Origin of the sequence: Capnocytophaga sp. oral taxon 324 str. F0483 (genome assembly GCF_000318315.2) — a bacterium.
Taxonomy (GTDB): Bacteria; Bacteroidota; Bacteroidia; order Flavobacteriales; family Flavobacteriaceae; genus Capnocytophaga; species Capnocytophaga ochracea.
The window spans coordinates 36,936-61,145 of sequence record NZ_KB291500.1 but is presented as its reverse complement, the minus strand read 5'-3'; the positions used below and the strand labels follow the sequence as shown (position 1 = coordinate 61,145).

22 protein-coding genes are annotated in these 24,210 nt (G+C 39.0%); 7 read left to right on the top strand and 15 right to left on the bottom strand.

The window, feature by feature from the left end:
- Window positions 1-492 precede the first annotated feature (492 nt).
- The 5 genes from HMPREF9072_RS03190 to HMPREF9072_RS03170 all read left to right on the top strand — a co-directional run bounded on the left by HMPREF9072_RS03190 (window position 493) and on the right by HMPREF9072_RS03170 (window position 3,267).
- Entirely contained in the window at window positions 493-729 is a 237-nt protein-coding gene (locus HMPREF9072_RS03190) for a hypothetical protein (protein ID WP_009410508.1), read from the top strand.
- Entirely contained in the window at window positions 719-1,027 is a 309-nt protein-coding gene (locus tag HMPREF9072_RS03185; protein ID WP_009410507.1) for a type II toxin-antitoxin system RelE/ParE family toxin, read from the top strand. Before HMPREF9072_RS03190 ends, HMPREF9072_RS03185 begins: the two co-directional genes overlap by 11 nt.
- A gap of 5 nt (window positions 1,028-1,032) precedes the next feature.
- Entirely contained in the window at window positions 1,033-1,932 is a 900-nt protein-coding gene (cysD, locus tag HMPREF9072_RS03180) for a sulfate adenylyltransferase subunit CysD (protein WP_009410506.1), read from the top strand.
- Between the two features lie 108 nt (window positions 1,933-2,040).
- Window positions 2,041-2,535, top strand: a complete 495-nt coding sequence (locus HMPREF9072_RS03175) for a TlpA disulfide reductase family protein (protein WP_009410505.1) — start codon at window positions 2,041-2,043, stop codon at window positions 2,533-2,535.
- Between the two features lie 66 nt (window positions 2,536-2,601).
- A complete protein-coding gene (locus HMPREF9072_RS03170; protein ID WP_009410504.1) occupies window positions 2,602-3,267 on the top strand; it encodes an META domain-containing protein in 666 nt (221 codons plus the stop codon).
- 74 nt (window positions 3,268-3,341) lie between these two features.
- Here HMPREF9072_RS03170 and recA read toward each other — a convergent pair whose 3' ends face one another.
- The 9 genes from recA to HMPREF9072_RS03125 all read right to left on the bottom strand — a co-directional run bounded on the left by recA (window position 3,342) and on the right by HMPREF9072_RS03125 (window position 14,003).
- Window positions 3,342-4,511 (bottom strand): recombinase RecA, encoded by a 1,170-nt coding sequence (gene recA, locus HMPREF9072_RS03165; RefSeq protein WP_009410503.1) that lies wholly within the window; start codon window positions 4,509-4,511, stop codon window positions 3,342-3,344.
- A gap of 67 nt (window positions 4,512-4,578) precedes the next feature.
- Window positions 4,579-4,905, bottom strand: a complete 327-nt coding sequence (locus tag HMPREF9072_RS03160; protein WP_002674362.1) for a nucleotide pyrophosphohydrolase — start codon at window positions 4,903-4,905, stop codon at window positions 4,579-4,581.
- 105 nt (window positions 4,906-5,010) lie between these two features.
- Window positions 5,011-5,910, bottom strand: a complete 900-nt coding sequence (gene gldN / locus HMPREF9072_RS03155) for a gliding motility protein GldN (protein WP_009410502.1) — start codon at window positions 5,908-5,910, stop codon at window positions 5,011-5,013.
- A gap of 14 nt (window positions 5,911-5,924) precedes the next feature.
- Complete coding sequence (gene gldM / locus HMPREF9072_RS03150) at window positions 5,925-7,505, bottom strand: gliding motility protein GldM (RefSeq protein WP_009410501.1); 1,581 nt, start codon at window positions 7,503-7,505, stop codon at window positions 5,925-5,927.
- Window positions 7,506-7,541: 36 nt separating this feature from the next.
- A complete protein-coding gene (gldL, locus tag HMPREF9072_RS03145; RefSeq protein ID WP_002674368.1) occupies window positions 7,542-8,207 on the bottom strand; it encodes a gliding motility protein GldL in 666 nt (221 codons plus the stop codon).
- A 59-nt stretch (window positions 8,208-8,266) separates the two neighbouring features.
- Window positions 8,267-9,643, bottom strand: a complete 1,377-nt coding sequence (gene gldK, locus HMPREF9072_RS03140; RefSeq protein WP_002674370.1) for a gliding motility lipoprotein GldK — start codon at window positions 9,641-9,643, stop codon at window positions 8,267-8,269.
- 276 nt (window positions 9,644-9,919) lie between these two features.
- Window positions 9,920-12,046, bottom strand: a complete 2,127-nt coding sequence (locus tag HMPREF9072_RS03135) for a prolyl oligopeptidase family protein (RefSeq protein WP_009410500.1) — start codon at window positions 12,044-12,046, stop codon at window positions 9,920-9,922.
- Window positions 12,047-12,185: 139 nt separating this feature from the next.
- The gene (locus tag HMPREF9072_RS03130) at window positions 12,186-12,779 is read right to left on the bottom strand and encodes an outer membrane beta-barrel protein (RefSeq protein WP_009410499.1); all 594 of its coding nucleotides are present in this window, start codon (window positions 12,777-12,779) and stop codon (window positions 12,186-12,188) included.
- 627 nt (window positions 12,780-13,406) lie between these two features.
- On the bottom strand, window positions 13,407-14,003 hold the full coding sequence (locus HMPREF9072_RS03125) for an outer membrane beta-barrel protein (RefSeq protein WP_009410498.1): 597 nt from the start codon (window positions 14,001-14,003) through the stop codon (window positions 13,407-13,409).
- A 390-nt stretch (window positions 14,004-14,393) separates the two neighbouring features.
- On the opposite strand from HMPREF9072_RS03125, the gene HMPREF9072_RS03120 reads away from it, so the two are divergent.
- On the top strand, window positions 14,394-14,945 hold the full coding sequence (locus tag HMPREF9072_RS03120; protein WP_009410497.1) for a hypothetical protein: 552 nt from the start codon (window positions 14,394-14,396) through the stop codon (window positions 14,943-14,945).
- 83 nt (window positions 14,946-15,028) lie between these two features.
- Here the strand turns inward: HMPREF9072_RS03120 and aspS are convergent, their stop codons facing one another.
- The 6 genes from aspS to HMPREF9072_RS03090 form a co-directional block, all read right to left on the bottom strand.
- On the bottom strand, window positions 15,029-16,777 hold the full coding sequence (gene aspS / locus HMPREF9072_RS03115; protein WP_009410496.1) for an aspartate--tRNA ligase: 1,749 nt from the start codon (window positions 16,775-16,777) through the stop codon (window positions 15,029-15,031).
- 32 nt (window positions 16,778-16,809) lie between these two features.
- A complete protein-coding gene (locus tag HMPREF9072_RS03110) occupies window positions 16,810-17,976 on the bottom strand; it encodes a hypothetical protein (RefSeq protein ID WP_009410495.1) in 1,167 nt (388 codons plus the stop codon).
- A gap of 123 nt (window positions 17,977-18,099) precedes the next feature.
- Entirely contained in the window at window positions 18,100-18,906 is an 807-nt protein-coding gene (map, locus tag HMPREF9072_RS03105; protein WP_009410494.1) for a type I methionyl aminopeptidase, read from the bottom strand.
- Window positions 18,907-18,979: 73 nt separating this feature from the next.
- Complete coding sequence (gene pgi / locus HMPREF9072_RS03100; RefSeq protein WP_009410493.1) at window positions 18,980-20,599, bottom strand: glucose-6-phosphate isomerase; 1,620 nt, start codon at window positions 20,597-20,599, stop codon at window positions 18,980-18,982.
- Between the two features lie 257 nt (window positions 20,600-20,856).
- Entirely contained in the window at window positions 20,857-21,306 is a 450-nt protein-coding gene (locus tag HMPREF9072_RS03095; RefSeq protein ID WP_009410492.1) for a hypothetical protein, read from the bottom strand.
- A 47-nt stretch (window positions 21,307-21,353) separates the two neighbouring features.
- A complete protein-coding gene (locus HMPREF9072_RS03090; protein WP_034566080.1) occupies window positions 21,354-22,643 on the bottom strand; it encodes a peptidoglycan DD-metalloendopeptidase family protein in 1,290 nt (429 codons plus the stop codon).
- Between the two features lie 666 nt (window positions 22,644-23,309).
- Here HMPREF9072_RS03090 and HMPREF9072_RS03085 point away from each other — a divergent pair.
- Window positions 23,310-24,170, top strand: a complete 861-nt coding sequence (locus HMPREF9072_RS03085) for a hypothetical protein (RefSeq protein WP_009410489.1) — start codon at window positions 23,310-23,312, stop codon at window positions 24,168-24,170.
- The last annotated feature ends 40 nt before the right edge of the window (window positions 24,171-24,210 follow it).

Here is a 24,210-nt window from a genome sequence, read left to right as displayed (position 1 = left end):
ACGATTGGTATAGAAAGGGTATATAAGTGATTGAATAATAGTATAATACAACAGGGTTAAAAATGGTAAAAACGAGGTTTCGAGGCGAAAGAAAGAGGAATAGGTGATAGGCCTTAGGCCATAGGCACTAGGGGGGAGTATGACGGAAAAGGGAAGGAATGACGAGGAACGAATGAAGAGTGACGAGTGGTGATGTGGATTTCCTTCAAAGGGGGAATGTAGTGATGGGAAAAGGAGAAAAGAGCAGAAAACGATTGTTAAAAGGTAGTATATTTTTGAAATCAAAAAAAATGTACTACCTTTGTGCTTTCTAAGTCACGTTAGTTATCATAATACTATTTTTGCTAACGGAGGCGACCCTATATTGGAAAAGGCAGCTATAGACTTGTTTAAGAACTTTCCGCCTATGTATCCAGCTAAGAATATCAAAGGGGAGGCTGTGGATTGCTATTATAAGTATCCTATTAATTTCAGATTAAAAGATTAGTAATTATGAACACAACTGCACAATACATAAAAGATTCTGAAGGGAATGACATTTTAGCTGTTATTCCTATGGAAACCTATAATGAATGGCGTTTTGAGAAGGCTGATTTAAGTAATACTCAAGAGATTCCTGAATGGCATAAAGAGATTTTAGATGAAAACTTAAAAGAATTTGAAGAAACTGGTGAAGCAGAAGACTGGGAAGTTTTAAAACTAAAATTCAAACAGAAATATGGCTTCTGACACATTTAGAGTAGGAAAAAGAGCTGAAAAAAATCTATCAAAGATATTAGATTATTATACTGATATTGATGAAAAATTAGCTAATCGCTTCTTCCAAGAGATAGATAAATGTTTTGAATACATAAAAGATTATCCTTATATGTTTACTAAAAGATATAGGGAAATCAGAGTGTGTTTTACCAAAGTATTCCCTTATGGGATTTATTATGTGATAAAAGTTACGCCTAAAAGAAAAACAACAACAATAACAGTGATAAATATTCTGCATATAAGCAGAAAAGTAAGATACAAAGAATAACAATCGTGAATAAAGAACATTTAAAACAATTAGAAGCTGAAAGTATTTACATAATGCGCGAAGTAGCGGCGCAGTTTGAGCGTCCTGCCTTGCTTTTTAGTGGTGGTAAGGACTCTATTACCTTGGTGCACTTGGCAATGAAAGCCTTCGCTCCTATGAAGATTCCTTTCCCTTTGGTACATATCGACACGGGTCATAACTTCCCCGAAGCTCTTGAATATCGCGATGCCCTTGCTAAACGCATAGGTGCGGAACTGATTGTGCGACAAGTAGAAGACACCATTAAAGCGAAAGGACTTACCGAGCCCAAAGGTAAGTTTGCTTCTCGTAACTGGTTGCAAACGCACACTTTATTGGACACTATTGAGGAGTTTCACTTCGACGCTTGCATAGGAGGGGCGCGTAGAGATGAAGAGAAAGCACGTGCCAAAGAGCGCTTCTTTTCAGTAAGAGACGAGTTTGGTCAGTGGGACCCTAAGTTGCAACGTCCGGAGCTGTGGAACATCTACAACGGTCGGATACAGAAAGGCGAAAACGTGCGGGTGTTTCCTATCTCGAACTGGACGGAATTAGACGTGTGGAATTATATTCAGCAGGAGAAAATAGCACTTCCTTCTATCTATTTTGCGCACAATCGCGAGGTGATTGAGTACGAAGGTAGACTTATTGCGGTGTCGCCTTTTATCCAGATAGATGAAAACGATACTATCCTAAACAAGCGTGTGCGCTATCGCACGGTAGGTGATATGACCTGTACTGCTGCCGTAGAGAGCAATGCAACGACTCTTGAAGAGGTGGTGAATGAGATTACTGCTTCGCGCATTTCGGAACGCGGTGAGACCCGCATAGACGACAAAGTAACGGAAGCGGCGATGGAAGACCGTAAAAAAGGAGGATATTTTTAATGATTAGTAGTTAGTGGTTAATTCTGATATGAAGAATTGCTTGTCGTGCTACGACTTTGGTCAGGTTTTTGTATGAGCAAAGACAATAACTAAAAAACAAGATTACGAATGAGAAAAAGATTTTTATTTACAGCCTTAGCACTTTTCTTTTTGGCAACTGCGGAATCCTTTGCACAAGCGTTGCAACGCCATAACCCTGTACCTGAAATTAACTTACCACAGCCTAATGGTGAAAAGTTAGCGTTATCTTCATTACGTGGTAAATATGTGCTAGTAGACTTTTGGGCTTCGTGGTGTATGCCTTGCAAGAAGGAAAACAAATACCTCAAACAAGCGTATAAAGAGTTCAAAGGGAAGAATTTTGTAATTCTATCAGTATCGATAGATAGACCTAAGGACAAAGACGCTTGGCAGGACGCTATTAAAATAGAAGGAATGGTGTGGCATAATGTGTGGGACAACGATGGCAAAACCGCTGAGAAATATGGGGTAACGAGTATCCCTGCACCTTTTCTCATAGACCCGGAAGGAAACTTATTGTCGCAAGGAGATAACCTAAGAGCTAATGATTTAATGAAAACGCTGAAGAAATACATCAAATAGTCGGAGCGCGACGGGCGTTTTTTGTTATATCGAATTGACATTAAAATAATATATAAAATATTTGCAATGAAGAAAATCAAGTTTATGATGCTACTGAGCGTAGCAATAGGATTGGGGAGTTGCTCTACCAGTACCCAAGCGGTATATTGGGTAAATAGCTCCCAAGTAGAAAGCAGTGCAGAAGCTGGCAAAATGCAATGCTTGCAAGTGTACAAAGGTGATAATTTAAGTAAAGCACAATGGGAGGCTTTTTGTGCTCCTATTGAAGGTTTTATCTTTGAAGAAGGCTACTTTAAGAAGATAGAAGTAAGCGAAAAACCACTGAAAGACGTCTCCGCCGGAGCACCAAATGTTGCTTATACTTTGGTGCGCGAAATAGAAAAGGTGAAAGACTCTCGGTTTGATTTGCAAGGCGAATGGAAACTGGTGAGTTTGGGAGAAATGGCTATCACTCCTGAGACACAGCCTACATTAAAACTCAATATCAGTGAAATGAAGGTGAACGGCTCTGACAGCTGTAATATCTTTATGGGAAGTATTAAAACCCTCACCGATAAAGAACTTGTATTTGGTGATTTAGCTTCTACACTAATGCTTTGTGGAGAAAAAATGGAGGTTGCTGATGCTTTTGGTATGGCTATGCAAAAGGTAAGACAATACCAACTAAAAGGAGACCAACTGTTGCTTACCGATAAACAAGGAGGCGTACTCCTTACTTTTGCAAAGAAATAGTTGTTTCAATTATTAAAAAAGAAAGGCTGTGCAGAACGCTCTGCACAGCCTTTCTCAATTATATTGGTGTTTAACTAATCATCTTCTTCGTCATAGTTGTCGGCTTCATCGTATTCCTCTTCAGAATACTCAGGTTCTACTGCCTTTTTATCTTTAGCCTTAGTACTCTTTTTACCTTTCTTAGGATTAGAAGAGAGTTCATTATGTTTAAGCCATTCGCGTAGTTCTACTTCTATTTGTTCAGCTATTTCTGGATTGTCGTTAAGCATTGCAATAGAGGCATCACGTCCTTGACCTAATCGGGTGCCTTTATAGCTATAAAAAGCACCGCTTTTATCTACGATATCAGCCTCAACGCCTAACTCAAGAAGTTCAGCAGACTTAGAGATGCCTAAGCCAAACATAATATCGAAAGTAGCGGTTTTAAAAGGCGATGCTACTTTGTTTTTAACTATTTTCACCTTGGTTTTATTACCGATGATTTCGCCATTGCTGTCCTTAATAGCAGCGCTTCCTTGAGGTCCTCCGTCTTTACGGATATCTATACGCACAGAAGCATAAAATTTAAGTGCATTACCCCCTGTAGTTGTTTCGGGGTTCCCAAAAGTAATACCTATTTTATCACGCAACTGATTGATGAAAATAACAATACATTTTGCTTTGCTAATACTACCGGTGATTTTGCGTAAAGCTTGAGACATTAGTCGGGCGTGAAGTCCCATTTTAGAGTCTCCCATTTCGCCATCAATCTCACCTTTGGGAGTAAGTGCTGCCACCGAGTCGATTACTACGAGGTCTACTGCATTGGAACGAATAAGAGCATCGGCAATTTCAAGAGCTTGTTCGCCACTGTCAGGCTGAGTAATCAATAGATTTTTAACATCTACACCTAAGCGTTGTGCGTAAACAGGGTCGAAAGCGTGTTCAGCATCGATAAAAGCAGCTGTCCCTTTAGCTTTTTGTACTTCGGCGATAGCGTGCAGTGTAAGAGTTGTTTTACCAGAAGATTCAGGCCCATAAATTTCGATTACGCGTCCTTTAGGATATCCACCAACGCCTAAAGCGGCATCGAGCCCGATAGAACCCGTAGAGTAAACTTCTACGTCTTCGACAGGATTATCGCCTAAGGCACGTACAGTTCCTTTGCCATAGGTTTTGTCTAATTTTTCTAAGGTGAGTTTTAGAGCTTGTTTTTTAGCCTCTTCTACACTCATTTCCTTGTTATCTTTTGTTGTTTTAGCCATTTTATACTACTTGTTTTAATAGGGCAAAGATACAAAATCTAATGATAAATACAATAATGTAGCGTAATTATTTTAGTTTTTCATTATTGTGATGACGGTCGTGGTCACGTTGTGTTTTTTTTAGCATCTTTTTATCGAAAGCCTCTTGCAAGTCAATCCCTGTTTGGTTGGCTAAGCAAAGTACAACAAATACTACATCGGCAAGTTCTTCACCTAAATCTTTGTTTTTATCACTTTCTTTCTCGGACTGTTCTCCATAACGGCGAGCTATAATACGGGCAACCTCTCCTACTTCCTCAGTGAGCTGTGCCATATTGGTAAGTTCATTAAAATAGCGAACCCCGTGTTCTTTTATCCAATTATCAACTGCTAATTGTGCATTTTTGATATCCATAGTTTACAAATTTATTTTCTATTAAAAAACTGCTTTAAAAGAGCATTGCTTTTGATAGCAACGCTCTTTCAAAGCAGTTTAAAGAATATTTCTGTGAATTTAAAATTAGTTTGTCCACATATCTTGCTCTCTGTCGCGAATTTTCTCTTTAATTTTGTCAGCTTCTAACAATTGGAAGAGTGCATTATCGGGGAGGAATTCCTTGATTTTTCTGTCGCCGTATACATTCGCCTCTTTAAATATCACGGAACTGAACATTCGTGCATTTAAAACGTGGTCGAAAGAGACAGGGCGAGCGTCATTCTTCCTATTAAAGGTTTTCGCTTCGTGCAAAATATCGCGTACTTGCGGATAAAATACCCAGAATAGAGGTACTAATGCCGACATAGTAGAGTCATCAGAATCTATAAAGTTTACGTCGGGAGCTACAGGAGCTAACGCGAGCAAACGATATTTTAATTCACCTTGGCGTTTGTCGAAATACCAAATACCTCTGATGTGGTACTGAGCGATATCTGCAGACTCTAAGTTTCTATGAGTTACATATTCAGGAGAAAGAGCCTCACCTGCGTTAAGTTGCTCATAGCCTACATCTAAAGTATCTACCTTTGATAGTGATGCTTCTATTGACTCAGCTGTTTTTGTTTGAGTAAAATAAGAATCTACATAGATATCTTGAATTTTGCCATTTTTGATGTTCTTTAAAAGTACATCATACAATGAGCGACGATAAGCATCTATTTCCAAGGTATCAGTAGGGAAAAGGAGAGGAAAGTTAGCCCTTTCGTTGAGGTCGATTACTTCCCATACCTCTACTGACCAAAGGATATCGCGGTCGTCCACATAGCCATAAGGTAGTGGTTTGTCATTATCAGCTTCTATTCGCGCTTCAGATTTAACACCTATTTCGCTTGCTACTTTTGCGTTTAAGATGTTTACCTGAGCTTTAGAGAGCTGAAATGCAAATACTGAAAGCAATAATAATATTATATTTTTTACGTGCATAATAATGGTTTGTCTTAGTTTGTTATTTCAACTACGATTGGTGATACAGGAGGCAATCTGAGCTCAGAGTTACCGATGATACTTGCTTTTACGTCAAATATCTGGATTTTATCACCACGTTTAGCTCTTAGAACAGCTGCTCTTGCTTGTTCGTTCATTCTGCTACCTTTCACGTATACACTTGGTTGTCCTGGAATGAACACTTTAAATTCGTTTACTTGTAGTTTCAAGTCGAAGTCGAAGTCTTCCAAAACAGCCATCACTGGCATTACAGATACGTTTGCTTTTGGTAATTTAGCGTTTCCTATTTGTCCGCCCAAGCTGGTTACAGCACGTGGGATATTTTTAATACGGAACATTTTAGAAGAGCTGAATTTTTGTCCTGCAAGCTCACCTGTTACGTGAATAGTAACTTCTCTACCTTGTCCTGGACGCATTACCCAAGCACCACTACCACTCGCTTTAGATAAACCAGGTGCTGATGCTGAAATTTTGTTATCAGGAACACCAGGCATAGAGATAGTGATAGGGTTAGCAACACCACGATACACTACGTTCATCTTATCAGCTGAAATAACGGCTGAGTTTGGTTTAGGAATTACAGAGAAAGATTGTGCTACAGGTACAGCAATACGTTTTCCGTCTTGGTCGAAGTACAAGTTACCTGTAATTTTGTGGTCACCTGTATTACCTGCCGAAATGTTTAATTTCACACGACCATCTTCAATGGTGTATTCACTTGTTCCTAACTTTCTACCGTCGATAGCGATGTCTACTTCATTAGGACGTGTAGTAGCGTCTTTTCTACCCAATACGATAGAACCATCGAATTTCTCACCTTGGTAATACGCTCCTTTACCTTGTTCAAGTAAAGTTGTATAGTTAGTCATTGAAACTTGTGACTTCAAACTACCTGCCAAAGCAGTATCGAAAAATTCTTGTTGAGTAGTTAAGATGTCTGACTGCATCATTGAGAGTTTTGCCAAAGTTGCAACGTAAGGAAACCCTTCAAAGTTAAAATTCAACCACTTTACGGTTCTGCCTTCTCTATTCTTTACGTCGTCAGTATTAAAGTTTACGCTTACTTTATCGGCTAAAGCTTTATAAGCTGGATTATCTCCCAATACTTTTAATACTCCTTCGCGATAGGTTTTCATTTTTTCAATGAATTCACTTGCGTGAGCTTTAGCTTGTGCTCCCTCAGCAAAGAAATAATTGTCAGTAAAATCTGACTGATCCATTGCCTGATAGTTTCTTTGATTTACAGGAATGTCTTTTTGACCAATTACATCTTCTACTTTGGTTTTAATATCTTGGATATAGCTGTACAATCCATCTGATAGTTCTTTTATTTGTTTGGATTGTTCATATATCTCACCATATTGAGCTTGATTCTCATTTGCTTTATTTGCTAATTCGGCTAAAGCATTAGATGTGCCTTCATTAGCTCTTTTGTTTGATGATTCAAACTTTTGATTCACTAACCCGAATGCATCTAGTACTTGCTTGCCCATATTCAATGCGATCATCGCAAGGAATACTAAGTACATCAGGTTAATCATCTTCTGTCTTGGACTTAATTTTCCACCTGCCATAAGCTATTTTTTTAATAAGTTAATAAATAATTACTCTTATCGTGCGCCGCCCATTGCAGATAACATTCCTCCATAGATAGTGTTCAAAGATCTTAAGTTGTCTTTAAACGTAAGCATTTGCTGATTTAATGAATCTAAGTTATCAACAACACCTGCTTGTGCAGATACTTGTCTTTCTGTTCTTTCTAATTGTAATTTGTAAAGGCTGTTTAATGACTCTAAATTTGATGCTGCTGCTGAAAGCTCTTCACCATATTTGTGAGTAGCCACCATCGTATTAGCCACTGGAGCGATTTCTTTACTTGCTTCTGCAAAGTTTTCAATAGATCTTCCCAATGAACGCATCATATTCGCATCGATACGAGCCTCTGCTAAAATACCATCTAATTTTTGTGATAATGATTCTCTAAGAATCTTATCTTCTCCTGACTGTAAAGCCAAGGCTCCTTGGCGTCCTGATGGAGCACCTCCTTTTAGCTCAGGATAAACCAATGACCAATCGAACTCTTCATCTATTGGTTCAAAAGCTGAGAAGAAGAAGACGAATGCTTCTGTTCCCATCCCTACTGCTAACAATACGCCACCGCTGATACCTAAGATATCCACGTGCAAAATTTTGGCTAAGGCACCGATAATTACAACTGAGGCACCTATACCATAAACCATATTAAACAATTTCTTTGTTGATCTACTTCCTGCCATAAGACTTTTTTTTTATTTGTTAAATTTATTAGTTAATTTGTTTGATTTTTCTTTTAATTCTATCTGTATCCTCTTGCTGATTTAGCCTGTTGTTTGTCGCTGATACCCATAAAATCTTGTACGGTACGGAACCCTATATAACTACGGGCTGAGTCTTGGTACTCATAATCACGAGTATTTACTTGCAACATAAAGGCAACGTCTTTCCAAGAACCTCCACGTATTACTTTACGGTGATTTTTGTCATCAAGTACGTTAGGATTCATTGTAGACATATATTCATATGAATTGGGGTCATATGAGGTGTTTGTCCATTCTGATACGTTACCTGCCATATTGTAGAGGTTGTAACCATTAGGTTCGTACGACTTAGCTTCTACGGTATAGAGTGCATTATCAACAGCATAGTCACCACGCATTGGTTTAAAGTTTGCAAGGAAACAAGCTCTATCATCATAGGTATAAGGACCTCCCCAAGGATAAGTACCTCCTGGCAGACCACCACGTGCTGCGTATTCCCATTCCGATTCAATTGGCAAACGGAAAGAGTTTACTGTGTAATCACCTTTTGATTTTTGATAAGAGTTTTTGTTAAGAGTACGCCATTCACAGAAGGCTTTGGCTTGAATCCAGCTAACGCCTACCACAGGATAGTCGCCATAGGCTTCGTGCCAAAAATAGTCGTTGTGCATTGGCTCGTTATAAGAATAGTTGAAGTCGCGAATCCATACAGTAGTATCAGGATATACTTTCACGATTTCCTCTTTAATGAAGTCTTTACGGTTACCGCGAGTACGAGCGGCTTTATCCATATCAAGCCATTGATATTTAAACTCGAACTTCTGAACGTCCATAATGCGTTTGCCGTTGTAAGCTTCTTCCTCGGGCAAATACATTTTGTCCATTACTTCCGAGTAGTATTCATCTGGGAATTTATTAGTGTCCCAAATAAGTGCTACTTTCTTGTTCAATTTTCGTGCTTTTTGGTCGCCATATGTGTTTTGAAGATACTGCTGATAAGCATTCATCTTCTCGGTGTTCGCATCTAAGTATGCGTATTCACCGATACCTCCACTACCTTGGGTCTGACCGGTTTGTTCCGCCATTTCAGCTAACTGAGTACGGATAATTGAATCGCGAACCCAATTCACGAACTGGCGATACTCACTATTTGTGATTTCGGTTTCGTCCATATAGAACGACCCCACGCTCACAGTTTTCACTGGTGCGTTAAAACTCGCAGTTTTATCATCATCGGAACTACCCATAATGAAAGAACCACTCGGAATAAGCGTCATACCGTAAGGAGCAGGCTGTTTCCAACTCTTCCCCTTAACACCTACAAGCTCTCCTTTGCTGTCGCCACCGCCACGCTTACACGCAGCTAGTACTAATAGTACAAGTAGCATTACAAATATTCTTCTTGCCATAAACATTGTTTAAATTCACATTTAATTAGGGCGCAAACGTACGCATTTATTTTATACACACAAAATTTATTCAACAATATTTTTCAATAACCTACAAACTTTAACACTATTTTTACATTTTAACCCCTTTTACCCCTTGAAATGTAAAAAAAAAGTAAAAGAATGAGTTTACTTTTTACCCTATTTAATACTTCTTTTGTAAACACTTTTGGCTACTAAATAGTATAAAAGGCTGTGTAATATTGTTACGAGCCTTTTTCTCTTTTTCCTCTCCCCTACTCTTTATCGGAGTGTTTTAATCCCCATATTCCAAAGAGTGAATGCTTGCAAATCGGCGTTTTGCTCTATAGTTTTGCTCACTGGTGTCCCTGCTCCGTGTCCTGCATTGGTCTCTATTCGTATAAGAATAGGGTTGTTGCCCGTTTGTTTTGCTTGCAATTCCGCAGCAAACTTAAAACTGTGAGCAGGTACTACTCTATCGTCGTGGTCTCCTGTTGTTATAAGGGTAGCAGGATAAGCCACTCCTTGTTTTACATTGTGTAAGGGTGAATAGGCTTTTAAGTATTCAAACATTTCTTTGCTATCATCAGATGTGCCATAATCATAAGCCCAGCCTGCTCCTGCGGTAAAAGTGTGATAACGTAACATATCGAGTACACCTACTGCGGGTAAAGCTACCTTAAACAGGTCGGGGCGTTGTAACATTGTAGCTCCTACCAAGAGCCCTCCGTTAGAGCCTCCTCTGATAGCAAGATATTGGGGAGAGGTGTATTTCTCTTTTATAAGATATTCAGCAGCTGCTATAAAATCGTCGAACACGTTTTGCTTTTGCATCTTAGTGCCTGCATCGTGCCATTGTTTACCATATTCACCTCCTCCACGTAAGTTAGGAACAGCATATACCCCCCCGAGTTCCAACCACACCGCATTGGCAACACCGAATGTAGGCATCAAACTGATGTTGAATCCTCCATATCCGTATAATAAGGTAGGATTTTTACCGTTGAGCTCAATTCCTTTTTTATAGGTAATCATCATTGGTATTTTTGTGCCGTCTTTAGAAGTATAAAACACTTGCTTAGATTCGTAGTGAGTGGCATCGAAAGCAATAGCGGGTTTCCAATAGAGTTCAGTAGCTCCTGTTGCCAAATCCATTTTGTATATTTGGGTAGGATATGCGTAATTGGTGAAACTAAAATAGGTGTGTGTTTCATCTTTTTTAGCATAAAAACCGCCGGCGCTACCTATACTGGGGAGCTTCACTTCGCGAATGAGTTTCCCTTCGTAGTCGTATTGTTTTACCTGAGAAAGAGCATCTACCATATATTTAGCAAATAGATATTTACCTGCGGTAGTAATACTGAGCACATTCTTGGTTTCAGGGATAACATCTTGCCAATGCTCTGGCTGTGGATTTTTAAAGTCTACTTTCACTAAGCGACCGTTAGGCGCATTGATATTGGTTTCTAAAAAGAGAGTTGTGCCTTGGTTATTTACAAATCCTGTATCTCCATCGAAGTTGTTGGTAATAGTTACCAAAGAAGATTTAGGATTAGATAAATCTTTTACAAATAGTTTATTACCTGAGGTCGCATTGGCAACCGAAATGAACAGATATTTCCCGTCATTGGACACTGTGCCCGACACATAACGATATTTCTCAGCTGGTGTGCCACCAAAAATGAGCTTATCACTCTTTTGAGACGTGCCGAGTTTGTGATAATAAAGTTTGTGTTGGTCAGTTTTTGCTGATAGTTCACTCCCTTTGGGTTTGTCGTAGCTGGAATAGAAGAAGCCTTCATTGCCTTTCCACGCGATACTACTAAATTTTATATCTACTAAGGTATCACCTATTGCCTTTTTAGTTTTCGTATCGAGCACTATCCCTTTACGCCAATCGCTACCGCCTTCTGAAATGAGATAAGCTACTAACGAACCATCTTCGGAGAAAGCGATGTCTCCTAATGAAGTTGTTCCGTCCTTAGAAAAAGTATTCGGATTTAAGAAAATTTCTTCTTTGCCTTCTTTATCTTTGCGATAGAGCACCGATTGGTTTTGTAAGCCGTCGTTCTTGTAATAATAGGTATAATCGCCTTCGGTAAAAGGAGCGCTCAATTTCTCATAGTTCCAGAGTTTTTCGAGTTTCTCTTTTATTGCTTGTCGATAGGGTATTTTAGAGAGATAACCAAACGTAAAATCGTTTTGGGCTTTTACCCACTGAGCGGTTTCAGCAGAACGGTCGTCTTCAAGCCAACGGTAAGGGTCAGCCACCTGAGTGCCAAAGTAAGTATCGACGGTATTATCCATACGTGTTTGAGGATAGTTCATCTTTTCGTCGTTAGTGTTGTTAGGGTTTTGGTTGCAGGCTACTAAAAGAAGTAGTGCTACGGAGAATAAGGAATGTTTCATATTATAATTTATTAGTAATGTCTATTAAGAGTTAAAATAAAGCATATAGGTTAGCTATTATCTATAAAATAGGGTGCCTAAAAATATTGCTATTTTTAAAACACCCCATATTCTTAATTTAGTTATAAAATCTCTCAGCTTAGAAGAACAAAGCTACCCCAATACCAACGCCGAAGTTGCCTATTCGCGTTTCTGCTTTATTGTCTTGTTTGTTCTTCAAGTTCATATAGTCATAACCTACATAACCTGTAAGAGCAGCACCTTGGTTTACAAAGTAAGCTATACCTCCTTTTACCCCTAATGCCAATCCTCTTGTTTTATTACTATCATTATCTCCTGCTGAAGACCAAGCATATCCTACTTTTGCTCCTACAAAAGGTGCTAAGTTGCCACCAATAGGAAAATAATAATGTGCATTAGGAGCTATAACGAACGCAGAAGCTGTTCCCTTTGTTTCTGAACCTGCTACAGGTTTCACTTTGGTAGTAGTACTTTGGTACTCTAATCCTAAACCTACTGCTAAATTATTAATTACAAAATAATTCAAATTAGGTACAAACTTAAATGTGTTTTGCGTTGTTACATTACCTGATGTTCCGTCATAACGAGGTGTTTCTTTAACAGAGTTAAATGAAAGAGCCAAGTCAGAGCCTACCATCCAGTTTCCTTTTTCAGTTTGTGCGTATGTAGCGCTTGCAAAAGCAACTGCTACGATTAATAAAAATTTTTTCATACTATTCTATATTTTTATTGTTATTAATAAGGCAAAGGTACAACTTATTTTCGAATGTACAATTTTTTTTAAAGAAATTTTTCGTTTTGTTTTAACTTTTAGAATGGTTATACTATAATATCTGTTCAATATGTAATTCTAATTATTAATCTCGTTTGCGGTATACACTTTGCCAAAGTTAATCGTCCGCCGTGCTACGGCTACCCGTGTGTCCACACCTGTCCAACAAATCTAACCAGCAAAACGAGTGACATTAGTAGATAGCAACACTATAAACTCAATCAATGTTCAATTATAATTTAATTAACCTTCATTGTAGAGCCACTGTAGACCCATTGTAGACCCACTGAAAACCCACTGCGGTTCCGTCTAAAGTTTATTTAACACCCGTTCAAAATATACAACACCGATTTACAATTACGTTTGCATCACAATCCGTGTAAATCCAGCAACGAAGTTGCCCATCCGTGCCCATCACATTTGTCAATTATCAATTATCAATTGTCAATTGAAAGACTTTCTGTAGCGTAAACTACACTTTTATTACATCAACTAAAAAAGGGTGTCTTAAAAAATATCACTACTTTTTAAAACACCCCATACTTATAATTATGAAGGATTTTCTACTTAGAAGAACAAGGCAACACCTATACCTACACCCAAAACACCCTCTTTGGTTTTGCGTTTAGTGTTTTCTGTATGCTTTAAAGAAAAATGGTCATACTCTGCATAAGCTGTAATAGCAGCTCCTCGGTTTACAAAGTAAGCCACCCCTGCTTTACCTCCTACTACCAATCCTCTCCATTCACCAGCACCAATCCCTGAGGGATTTTTTCTACTTGTAAAACCTACTCTTGCCCCTACAAAAGGTGCTAAATTTCCTCCCACAGGGAAGTAGTAGTGCATATTAGGTGCAATTATAAGGGTATTTGTTTCCGTATCCCAACTACTATTAGCTCTTTTGTCTCTTGAGTGTTCATATCCCACTCCTAACCCTACTGCTAAGTTATTAACCACAAAGTAGTTAAAGTTAGGTGTGATTTTAAAAGTAGTTATGGTTTGATCCATATATTGTACCTGATCATCTTTCTCTACTATATTTTTAGATTGAAATGAAAGACCCAAATCAGCGCCTACCATCCAGTTTCCTTTTCCAGTTTGTGCATAGGTAACAGTTGCAAAAACAACAGCTACCACTAATAAAATTCTTTTCATACTGTTCATTTTTTGTTTTTAATTAAGGCAAAGATACAAAATAATTACGAATTACAAAATACGAATTACGAAAAAAACGCTTTTTCACTTTTCACTAATGGCAAAAAGCTACCATATCTAATTCGTTTTCAAGATAAAAAGCGATGTTCTCTTTTAGTCTCATAATATGTTCATAACTATAGCCTTTGTCTCTTCTTCCTCAGTTTCGCTTTTAGAGTCAAAAACAGCTTTTATCTCTGGAGTTTTTACTCCGTAAGCAAACATATAGTATCCCATAGGTGAGTGGTTTTTAAAGAAAGGACAAAGATAGTGTTTTTATAAAGAGAAGGACAAAAGTATAGTTAGTAAATTCAAGAATAAGTTGTATTTTTGCCAAATAAGTAAATAGATATCAAAAATATGCAACACTGGATATTGACCTCAGTACAAGAGTTTTACGCAAACGTTAAAAATATATTGAACAAATGCCGAGCCTCATTTTATATAGAGGTAGGAGATGGTAAGGGAGGATATAGGCAAATTCTTATCACCCGAGAGAATGAAAGCGCTATCCCCTCAATAATGCTTGAAGATATAGAGGGTTTTACCTACCGTCAGTTTATCATTGTCTCTAGCCCTAATGTTACCATAGATACTGAAAAATGTGTTTATGATCAAGATATACTGCCTTATGTTATAGAAGGTACGGGAGGAAGAGAAACGGAAGACATTATAGAGTGTATTTACTTGCGGATGATTCTCATCACCAAACTAATGGACGCTTCGGCTAAGTCTCTTTATAAGAAGTTGTATAAAAATTTAGAAGCTAACCCTAACTTTCGCAAGGGATTTCATCAAGGTTCTTCTATGCACAAAAACGCATTGTATGATCTAAGAACTATCCATAAGACCAAGCGATTTGGTCTTAACAATCCTTTATCTATTCTAACAATAGAGGAAAGAGAGGAGTAAAGATATTTTTAAGTTACAAAACAATAAAGGCTGTCGCAAATTTTAGTTTGCGACAGCCTTTTATTTGCTAATTGACAAATTTTCTAATTTGCTAATTGAATATTGAGTTCTTTCAATTGCGCCTCATCAATAGGCGAAGGGGCATCAATCATCACATCGCGACCGCTGTTGTTTTTAGGGAAAGCGATAAAGTCGCGTATCGTTTCTTGTCCGCCGAGCAGAGCTACCAATCGGTCGAAGCCAAAAGCCAAACCACCGTGAGGAGGAGCGCCGTATCGGAAGGCGTTCATCAAGAAGCCAAATTGTGCTTGTGCTTGCTCGGGGGTAAAGCCCAATAGCTGGAACATCTTGGCTTGTAATTCTTGGTTGAAGATACGTATAGAACCACCGCCTACTTCATTACCGTTGAGCACGAGGTCATAAGCATTGGCACGTACAGCACCTGGGTCGGTATCAAGTAACGGAATATCCTCAGGTTTAGGCGAGGTGAAAGGGTGGTGCATTGCAAAGAAACGTTCTTCCTCTTCGCTCCACTCCAAAAGTGGAAAATCTACAACCCATAGAGGAGCATATTCATCGGGTTTGCGCAAGCCAAGACGCTCGGCGAGTTCCATACGGAGGGCGCTAAGTTGCCCGCGTACTTTGTTAGCCTTGCCTGAAAGGATACAGATAAGGTCGCCTGCTTGGGCGCCAGTGCGCTTTGCCCACGCTTTGAGGTCGTTCTCGTTATAGAATTTATCTACTGATGATTTGAAGCTACCATCTTCATTACATTTTACATATACCATTCCGGAAGCGCCTACTTGCGGACGTTTTACCCATTCTACTAAAGCATCAATCTCTTTGCGGGTGTAGCTGTTGGCACCAGGAACGGCAATACCTACTACTAATTCGGCTTCGTTGAATACCTTGAAATCGCGGTGTTGCGCGAGATCATTGAGTTCGCCGAATTTCATACCGAAACGGATATCGGGTTTGTCGTTGCCATAAGTTTTCATCGCCTCGGCATACGTCATACGAGGGAAAGCCCCAAAATCTAAGCCTTTGAGTTCTTTGAGGAGGTGTTTTGCCAATCCTTCAAAGGTCTGGATAATGTCTTCTTGTTCTACAAACGACATTTCACAGTCTATTTGGGTAAACTCTGGCTGACGGTCGGCGCGAAGGTCTTCATCACGGAAGCACTTTACGATTTGGAAGTACTTGTCTAATCCGCCTACCATTAGCAACTGCTTAAAGGTTTGTGGTGATTGTGGAAGTGCGTAGAACTCACCAGCATTCATACGGCTTGGAACCACAAAGTCACGAGCCCCTTCGGGTGTTGATTTGATAAGTACAGGGGTTTCTACCTCTATAAAGCCTTGTTCGGATAGATAGTTGCGCACCATTATCCCTACTTTGTGGCGAAAAATAAGGTTATCGCGTACGGGGGTACGGCGTATATCGAGATAGCGGTACTTCATACGAAGGTCTTCACCGCCATCGGTATTATCTTCAATGGTAAAAGGAGGAAGTTCGGAATGGTTGAGCAAGGTAAGCGCTGTAACGAGGATTTCCACCTCTCCGGTAGGAATATTTGCGTTGGCAGCCTCGCGTTTGATCACAGTACCTTGAATTTGAATTACGTCCTCACGCGAGAGGGTTTTAGCCTGCTCAAAGACTGTTTTATCAGTACGTTCTTCATCGAATATAAGCTGGGTGATACCATAGCGGTCGCGAAGGTCTACCCAAATCATAAATCCCTTGTTGCGGATGCGTTGCACCCAACCACTGAGGGTTACTTGTTGTTTTTCGTGAGAGAGTCGTAGCTCTCCACAAGTATGCGTTCTGTACATTTATTTGTCGTTAGTTATAAGTTTTTGAGGTTTTAATAATAGCTGATTTCGTAAATAGTAGAAGCGTCTTGTTTAGTGAATTTCAATTCTTTTCTATCCAAATACTTTCTCTTACCATTCTCTTCTTTATAAGAAAAGGTGTAAACTCTCTCTTGTTCGTATTTTACATCAATAGGTTTGCCTTTGGAATCTTTGGTGATGTGCTCTTTATGGGTGATGCTAAACTTATAAGTGCCATTGGCATTAGTGAACTCTTTGTAAGTCATATTTTTGATCGTACCTGCCTTTATTTTAGCAATTAGAGCTTCTAATTTTTCCACATCTTCATTTGAGGTTGAACCAGAAGAGAGACTTACTCCATCATCATCACCAGAACGATTTTCTACTATACGACTTACATAGCCGTCTTTATCGTAGGTATAAGTAAATTTTATAAGTGTGGCATACGATGCGTTTTCCTTTTTGTACGTATAAGATTGATAGATAGACTCCAAAAGATTTTTAGTAGGGACACCTACTGGGATTGCATTTAGTAAATCAAAATAGGTGGTATAGATATCTATTTCATCTCTTTCTTCATTGTTGAAAATAAAAAAGCGATTCTTATTTTCGTTAGGATAGTAAGAAAATTTCATTTCGTTAGTTTCTTCTGTTCCTTCCCAAGAGGTAGAAGTATGAGTTTCAGCAGTTAGGTTGCCATCTTTCCAAATAAAACTATTATCGTCTATTTTAGATAGTTGACCTTTTTCGTTATAGCTGAAATGATTATCTCCGCCAGTCTCTTTTAAGTAACCTTTTTCATCTAAAAGGAATTCAAAATTTTGTTTTCCATTATTTGCTATAATTTTTCCTTGAGGATAACTAAATTCATAGGTTACTTGTTTACCTCCTTTATTAGAAGTGTATTTTGAAATGCGCCCCTGAGCATCATATTCATAAGAAAAGACTCTATTTTCTAAAGTATATATAAACTTAGGTTCGCCATTTAGAAAATAGGTTGGGTCGCTATTAGAGTTCTTTTTTCTATCTAAATAGGTAATCTTTACCTCTTTAATTCTTTTTACCTCAGTAGTTTTAGGGGGTTCAGGATTATTAGGTGTTTGAGTGTTAGGGTTATTAGGAGTTGGGGTGTCGTCGCTTTTTCCGCAAGAAGCTAAAGTAAGGACGGCAGTTGCTACTAGAAATAAGGCTTTTTTCATTGTTGATATTTTTAAATAATTCATTACTATATCATCATAGGAAATCGAACTTTGCCAAAGTGTACAAGCCGCACAGGCAGAAAACCTTGGCAAAGTGTAAAGATATATTCATTGGCTAGTTTACTAATTGAGCAAAAATTCGTCCTCCTCATTGCTTTCAATGCCTAAGGCTTCGTATATGTATTTGAAGGTGGAGAGCAATTTAGGTTTGCCATCGATGAGGGCTACATCGTGTTCAAAGTGGGCAGAAGGCTTGCCGTCGGCGGTGAGGATTGTCCAACCGTCTTTAAGTTGGCGTATGCTCTTGGTGCCCATATTAATCATAGGCTCTATGGCGACAACCATTCCGTCTTTAAACTTTTTACCACTACCGCGTCTGCCGTAGTTAGGCATTTCGGGGTCTTCGTGCATTTTGCGTCCTACGCCATGACCGACGAGTTCGCGCACTACTCCATAACCGTGTGCCTCACAGTGTTGTTGTATAGCGTGCCCTACATCACCTACTCGGTTACCCGCACGAAACTGACGGATACCTATATACAACGATTCTTTCGTTACGCGCAAGAGTTTTTTTACTTCGGGGGCTACTTCGCCTACTTCAAAAGTATAAGCGTGGTCGCCATAGTAACCGTTTTTCAGTGCCCCACAGTCTATTGAGATGATGTCGCCTTCTTGTAGTGGACGGTCGTTAGGAATACCGTGTACTACTTGTGCATTAGGGCTCATACATAGGGTATTAGGGAAGCCATACAACCCTAAAAATCCTGGGATAGCCCCTTGACTGCGGATGTACTCTTCGGCGATTTTATCTAAATATAGGGTGGTTACCCCTGGTTTTACTTCTTTAGCCATTATGCCCAAAGTACGTGATACTACTTGGGCTGCTTGGTGTAGTAGTTCTATTTCTTCGGCTGTTCTAATGTGAATCATTTGTAATAACGAATTACGAAAGACGAATTACGAAAGTTTTGTCATTCGTAACTCGTCATTCGTAATTAGATTTCTATTTTTTGAATTGTTTTAATAAATTGGTTGTGGAACTGTCGTGAGCAGAGAGTTCGGTAGCGGTGATGTCTTTAAGGATTTTGCTTGCCAACTGTTTGCCGAGCTCTACGCCCCATTGGTCGTAACTATAGATGTTCCAAATCACACCTTCTACAAAAATCTTGTGCTCATACATTGCGATAAGGCTACCCAAACTTTCAGGGGTAAGTTTATCGATGAGGATAGAGGTTGTAGGGCGGTTTCCTGTAAACACTTTGAAAGGTACTAAGGCTTCGTTTACCTTGTCACCCATTTCTTTGCGCACTTCGGCTTCGGTTTTACCTTTTAAAAGAGCTTCGGTTTGTGCAAAGAAGTTAGCCATTAGCTTATTGTGGTGGTCGGTATTGCCGTGCAATGAGTGTTTAAAGCCAATGAAATCAGTAGGTATCAATTTAGTACCTTGGTGAATGAGCTGGAAGAACGCGTGTTGAGAGTTGGTTCCTGGTTCACCCCAGATGATTACCCCTGTTTGGTAACTTACAGGGTTGCCATCACGGTCGGTTTGTTTACCGTTACTTTCCATTATACCTTGTTGTAGGTAAGCTGCCAATCGGTGCAAATACTGAGTATAAGGAATGATAGCTTGGCTTTCGGCTCCGTAGAAATTGTTGTACCACACGCTGAGTAATGCCAAGACTACCGGAATGTTCTTCTCAAAAGGAGCTGTGCGGAAATGCTCGTCCATAGCGTGAGCCCCTTTGAGCAACTTATCAAAGTTGTCATAACCTACTGATAGGGCAATGCTGAGACCTACGGCACTCCACAACGAAAAGCGTCCACCTACCCAGTCCCACATAGGGAATACGTTATCAGGGTCTATACCGAATTTGTCAATCTCTTGCAAGTTAGTAGATACTGCTACAAAGTGTTTAGCAATATCTTTTTCGCTACCTGATTTGAGGAACCATTCTTTTCCAGTAAGCGCATTGGAAAGGGTTTCGAGCGTTGTGAAAGTTTTAGAAACAATCACTATCAAGGTAGTTTCGGGGTTGAGGTGCTTGATAGTTTCGAGCACGTGGTCGCCATCTACATTGCTAATGAAATGTACGTTGAGGTGATTCTTATAGAATTTAAGCGCCTCAGTTACCATTGCCGGACCTAGGTCAGACCCACCAATACCAATATTTACCACATCGGTAAAGGCTTTACCACTATAACCTTTGCGTTTGCCACTGATGACCTCTTCGCTAAACTGTTTGATTTTGTGTTTTACAGTAGCTACTTCGGGCATTACATTCTTGCCATCTACGTTTATCACGCTATTTTCGGGCGCGCGAAGGGCAGTGTGCAATACGGCGCGTTTTTCGGTGTTGTTGATAAGGTCGCCACCGAAGTATTTGCCAATAGCGTCCTTTAAACCACATTCCTCGGCGAGTTGCACAAGGAGTTTAAGAGTTGCTTCGTCTATGCGGTTTTTAGAATAATCTACATAAAAGTCGTGCCATTTGATAGTGAATTTTTCACCGCGAGCGGGGTCTTTCTCAAATAGAGAAAGCATATGGCGGTCTTTTACTTCCGCAAAATGTTTTTGCAATGCTTTCCACGCATTGGTTTGTGTTGGATTACTATTTTTTAACATTTTTATTTATATATGTTTAATGTTGTTATTCTTTTTATAGTCAATCACAAATTAGTCTGTAAATTTTGCACCTTTCACTTTGCCAAAGTTTGAAACTTTGGCAAAGTTAATTATCTTAATAATCTGTTGAATTCTCTATTTGTTTAATTATAATCTATGTAATGCAACTAACATCTGTCTTTTCAGGGTGCAAAACTACAAAATAATGACGCCTCACCTTTAGCTAATTTGCTAATTGACAAATTACTTAATGAAACTTACTTTTTCAGTCTTTTAAACACAAAACGGGTGATAAAAATACCAGTAGAATCATTGCTTCCTGCATTGCTCTCTACTCCACTGGTAACAAAAGCAAGTTCCCAGCCTTCTTCACTCATAGTGTTCAACTTAGAAGTGATAAGAGCATCGTTGGCAGCGATGTTCTGAAAACGAATCCCCCCGAGATTAAAGAAGTTGAGAAGTTTGGTCTCATCAAAGCCCCTTACGCGAATCTCATCACGGTCGCTTTTGTTGCGTTCGTCTCCTTCTTCCGAGCGCGTAGTAGTAAATTCTTTATAATTGCGTGTTTCATTGGCTGAGATAAGTCGCGAACGTCCTGCTCCCGAAGGTACCACCGATTCAATAGCGGTTACTACCTTAAATTCATATACTTGTGCTGAGGCGGTAAAGCCCACAAGAGCCAATAGATAAAAAATAAACTTTTTCATTTGTATTTCTGCTCAATTAACCATTAATCACTAATCATTAACCATTGTTACGACACCGTTTGCTTTTGTACATTCGTTACCTCCTCTTCCATTTCAATAGGGGTCGCTTTTAGCGCGTCAAGCTGTTCTTTTAGTGGTGCAATCTCCTTCAAATATTTAGCTTTAAGTCGCGCATCAATAGGCACCGATTCTGGTAACTTCTCTCTGAGTGGGTCTACTTGTCTTCCATTCTTCCAGAAGCGATAGCACACGTGAGGACCTGTTGCCAAGCCGGTACTTCCCACAAGTCCAATCACCTGTCCTTGCGATACGTGTTGTCCTCTGCGTGCCAATATTCTCGACATATGCAAGTACTGTGTTGTATACATATTGTTGTGACGCACCTTCACGTAGTTACCATTACCCGAACTATAGCCCGCCTCAATCACCGTTCCTGCTGCTGTCACCCGTATAGGCGTACCCGTAGGTGCTGCATAGTCGGTACCAAAATGTCCCTTCATACGGTGAAGCACAGGGTGAAAACGCATTCCAAATTTAGACGTAATGCGGAAGATATCCAAAGGCGATTTCAAAAACATTCGCTTCATCATATTCCCCTTTTCGTCGTAATAGCCATTTGTGCCTTTTGCCGAATCGGTAGTGAAGTTAAAAGCGTAATAAGGTTTCCCTTGCCACTCAAAATAAGCCGCTTTCACTTTCTCAACTCCCGCAAAAATAGTGTCGTCCACATAACGTTCCTCATAAATAATCTTAAAATTATCACCCTTTTGCAAGCGGAAAAAGTCGATGGTGTAATCAAAAATCTGTCCCATTTGGTAGGTAGCATTCGCACTGATACCCGCCGCAAGCGCATCAACTGTAAGATTACTGTTAATATTTCCTGCCAATGCCTTTTCCACAATCGTTACTTTGCGTTGCGCTTTGTAAGCGTGAACCGAGTCTCCAAGACGCACCACTACGTAATCTGTAACGTTCGGCTGATAGATAAAGCTATGGGGTTTCGAGGGGTCTTTTTTATCGTACAAAAAAGCGTAAACCTTACCCGTACGTATATTCTTAGGGTTAAACTCTCCTTTGGTTTTTTGGGTGATATTATGAATATCCACCGCTCCTATATTGTTCTCTTCTAATAGTTTACCAAAGGTATCACCCTGCTTAATCGTATCTTTCACTATCGTGTAATCGTTTAGGTTAAAACCAAATTCATACACGGGAGGTTTAGGTGCCTCAACAGTAGCCGAAGCGGTTGTCTTCTCAGCATTAGAGGTATCATTACAAGCCGTGAATACCGAAAGCTGAAGTGCAAAAAATGAAAAATAAAGGACTTTCTTCATCATAAGTTTTCTGTTTCTGTTTTTACATTTTTTAGTTCACAAACACCAAGCCATTTAGGGCGCAAGTGTATCAAAAAATCTTACAAAGGTGCAAATAAAAAATGAACTACGCAAATAAAAAAACTAAAAAAACTGCGTATACCTCCTTTAATTTATTCATAATTAATGTATTAAGCTGTATACCTCAACTCTCGTAAACTGCTTCTATGTCCTCTTTTTCAACACTTTTACTGCTACCCTTCACCTTATCTTTTTCTTAAATTCCAGCCATACCCAAACGCCCTCTCCCCTACTCAGTACATTTTTCTGCCTTACAAGCTATATAAGTAGTACATTTTTCCACCAAAACTCAATTTCACAAAATGCCTCCTCCCAAAAAAGCGCCATCTATCGTCCAACATTCGTTCAAGGTTCGTTTAAGGTTCGTCCAAGCTACCTATACAATAGTAAATTTTTCTTTTTGAAAATCCTTATCCCTATTTCTCTTAAAAACTATCTGTGTGGCTCACTTTCCCGAGTCTCCCCGAGAGCTCCTAACCAGACTCTTCTTCATTTTTTCATTTTCTCATTTTCTCATTTCCAAATTTTCTAATTTTCTAATTTTCTAATTTTCCAAATTTGCTCATTTGCTAATTACCTCCTATCTTTGCCCCCATAAAACAAATTATTATGAAATATATTTATACTCTCATTGCCCTACTAACAGCTACTAATACCTTTGGGCAGAACATATTTTTGCTCAAAGAACTCTTTTTAAAAGGAAACGTAAAATCCGTGCGCGTTATCCCTTATCAAGTAAAAGAAAACAAAAAACACCGCATTCAAAAAACAGCTGTAAAGAAATTCTATTACGATGAAAATCTGTTTCTCTTAGCCAATGAGCAAGGATATGTTGTCCAACAAATTATGTTTGCCGACCGAAATGTGTTCAACCTTAAAACAGAAGTAACTTACGACGATAATAACCGAGAAACAAACTTAAAAGTATACGATGAAACCGATACTCTATTGCGTGAGTACACCCTTACTTATGACGATAAAGAGAAAAAAATGCAGAAAACTGTCTACTTCCCTAAAACAGGTAAGGAATATTTAGTACTTTCAAGTGATACAAACAAACGCAGTTACCCTACCTTTGCTACTTATTACAACACCGATGAAAGTATCAAAAACTACTCTTCATATAAGTACGACAAGAGGGATAACCAACTCGAAACCAAAGTCTACAATCCCGATAAATCAGTAAAATACACCAAGAAGACAAAGTATAATAAAAACGGATTCGTTACCTACCAAATAACCAAATCCAACGAAAAGAATAAAAGTCTCGAAACAGTGTATACCTATAAAAAAGAGCCTTTTCCTACTGAAATGCTCTTAATCTTCGAAAAGAAGACCCATAATAAAGCAAAGAAAATAAACTATACCTTTTCTTATCAATACGATGAAAAAGGTAATTGGATAGAGAAGAAATGCTTTTCCGAAGGCAAATTAGTATATATCGTAGAAAGAGAAATCACATATTATTAGTAAATTAGCTTCATATTTAATTATTGGTATTATTGGCATT